The 2,374-nt window shown below is 68.1% G+C and carries 4 protein-coding genes and 1 pseudogene; all 5 read left to right on the top strand.

Going from position 1 to position 2,374, the window contains the following annotated elements; all coding sequences use genetic code 11:
* The coding region (locus tag AC1DOC_RS29635; RefSeq protein ID WP_478131120.1) for a KH domain-containing protein at positions 1–286 on the top strand (286 nt) is incomplete at its 5' end.
* Position 287: 1 nt separating this feature from the next.
* Positions 288–1,061, top strand: a complete 774-nt coding sequence (gene recO / locus AC1DOC_RS29630; RefSeq protein ID WP_012746549.1) for a DNA repair protein RecO — start codon at positions 288–290, stop codon at positions 1,059–1,061.
* The gene (locus tag AC1DOC_RS29625; protein ID WP_436287356.1) at positions 1,058–1,822 is read left to right on the top strand and encodes a pyridoxine 5'-phosphate synthase; all 765 of its coding nucleotides are present in this window, start codon (positions 1,058–1,060) and stop codon (positions 1,820–1,822) included. The genes recO and AC1DOC_RS29625 overlap by 4 nt, the downstream gene beginning before the upstream one ends.
* 13 nt (positions 1,823–1,835) lie before the next feature.
* Positions 1,836–2,228, top strand: coding sequence for a holo-ACP synthase (gene acpS, locus AC1DOC_RS29620; RefSeq protein WP_012746551.1), 393 nt, complete (start codon positions 1,836–1,838; stop codon positions 2,226–2,228).
* Positions 2,225–2,374: pseudogene (locus AC1DOC_RS29615) on the top strand (beta-N-acetylhexosaminidase); the annotation flags it as partial. The gene acpS and the pseudogene AC1DOC_RS29615, both read left to right, overlap by 4 nt.

Here is a 2,374-nt window from a genome sequence, read left to right as displayed (position 1 = left end):
GCCCTACACCTCGACCGTGATCATCGACAAGTTCGAGGAAGAGCCGCCGCAGAAAAAGGGCCAGAAGCGCCTGCTGCGCATCGCCGCCACCATCGTGGTGGAGCGCGACGGCCACAAGGCCATGGTGATCGGCGACAAGGGCGAGCGCATCAAGCGCATCGGCATGGAAACGCGGGTCGAGCTCGAAAAGCTGGCCGACGCCAAGGTGTTCCTCGAACTGTGGGTCAAGGTGCGGTCCGGCTGGGCCGACGACGAGGCCCGCGTGCGTTCGTTCGGCTACGAATGAAGTGGCCGCTGCCCACCGCGTTTCGCACGAACCCGCGTACGTGCTCCATCGCTACGACTGGAGCGAGTCGAGCCTGATCCTCGAGGTCTTCACCCGCCACCACGGGCGCATCGCGCTGGTGGCCAAGGGGGCGAAGCGGCCGAGTTCCAATTTCAGGCCAGTGCTGCTGCCGCTGCAGCCGCTGCAGCTCAACTACGGCGGCGACGCCGAGATCCGCACGCTCAAGGGCGCCGAGTGGATGGGCGGCCACGTCATGCCGACCGGCGAGGCGCTGCTCTCGGGCTACTACGTCAACGAACTGCTGCTGCGCCTGCTGGCGCGGGACGATGCCCACGAGGCGCTGTTCGATGCCTATGCGGGCGTGGTCCAGGTGCTGGCCGGCGACCATGCCGGCGCGCAGGCCGCCACCCAGGCCGCGGCGCTGCGCGCCTTCGAGCTGCTGCTGCTGCGCGAAGTGGGCCTGCTGCCGTCGCTCGACGTGCAGACCCTCACGCTCGAGCCGCTCGTGGCCGATGCCCGCTACACCCTGGTGCCCGAAGCCGGCCTGCGGCTGGCGGCCGAAGGCGAGGCGGCGCTGTCCGGTGCCGACTGGCAGTCGCTGCAGGGCGTGCTCGACGACCGCGCGCCCTTCACGGCCACGCTGCGCGAGATTGCGACCATGAACGCCGGCAGCAACAGCGCCCTCAGGAACCAGCTGCGCGCGCTGCTCAACTACCATTGCGGTGTGTCCACGCTGCGCACGCGGCAGATGATGAGAGATTTGCAAGCCCTATGAGCACTTCCGGCCAATCCGCTACCACCTCGCTGTCGGTCAACCTCAACAAGGTGGCCCTGGTGCGCAATACGCGCCATCTCGGTATTCCGAGCGTGCTCACCGCCGCCAAGGCCTGCCTTGCCGCCGGAGCGCAGGGCATCACCGTGCACCCGCGGCCCGACGAGCGCCACATCCGGCCGCACGACGTGAGCGACCTGGCCGCGCTGCTGGCCAGGGATTGGCCCGCAATCGAGTTCAACATCGAAGGCAACCCCTTCCACAACCTGATGGACTTCGTGCGCGCGCTGAAGCCGCACCAGGCCACCTTCGTGCCCGACAGCGAAACCCAGTCGACCAGCGACCATGGCTGGAGCTTCCCCGAAGACGCCGAGCGGCTGCGCCCGCTGATTGCCGAAGCCAAGGCGCTGGGCGTGCGCGTGAGCCTCTTCATGGACCCCATTCCCGAAATGATGGCCGCGGCCAAGGCGGTAGGCGCCGACCGCGTCGAGCTCTATACCGAGGGCTATGCCTCATCGCGCGGCACGCCGGACGAGCAGGCCGTGCTGGCGCGCTATGTCGAAGCCGCACGCGCGGCGCAGGCGGCGGGCCTCGGCCTCAACGCGGGCCATGACCTGAGCCGCGACAACCTCACGCCGTTCCTGCGCGCAGTGCGCGGCGTCCAGGAGGTGTCGATCGGGCATGCCTTCATCGCCGATGCGCTCGAACTGGGCTACGCCGCCACCACCAAGGAATACCTGCGCTGCATCCAAGAGGCGCAGTGAGCGCTGGAGCGGCATGATCTACGGCATTGGTACCGACATCTGCGATCTGCGGCGCATCGCAGCAACCTTCGAACGCCAAGGCGAGCGCTTTGCCCACCGGGTGCTGAGCGACGCCGAATTCGCGGTCTGGAAGGCCCGCAGYGAACGCTGGCCCAAGCGCGGCCTGAGCTATCTCGCCACGCGCTTTTCCGCCAAGGAGGCCTTCAGCAAGGCCATCGGCCTTGGCATGCGCATGCCGATGAGCTGGCGCCTGTGCGAAATCGCCAACCTGCGCAGCGGCAAGCCCGTCATCGTGCTGCATGGCGAGCTCAAGGAGTGGTTCGAGGCCCGCGGCCTCACGGCCCACGTCACCGTGACCGACGAAACCGAATATGCCGCGAGCTTCGTGGTGGTGGAGAAACTATGACCGCCGGGCCCGCCCGCACCCACGCGCCGCTGATCATCGACGTGGCGGCGACCGAACTGAACGACGCCGACCGCCGGCGCATCGCCAATCCGCTGGTCGGCGGCGTGATCCACTTCGCGCGCAACTGGCAGGACCGTGCGCAGATG

The sequence above is a fragment of the Variovorax sp. 01T439_2 genome, assembly GCF_056398445.1.
The sequence above is the reverse complement of the archived record's forward strand: the minus strand, read 5'-3'. Positions and strand labels throughout refer to the sequence as shown.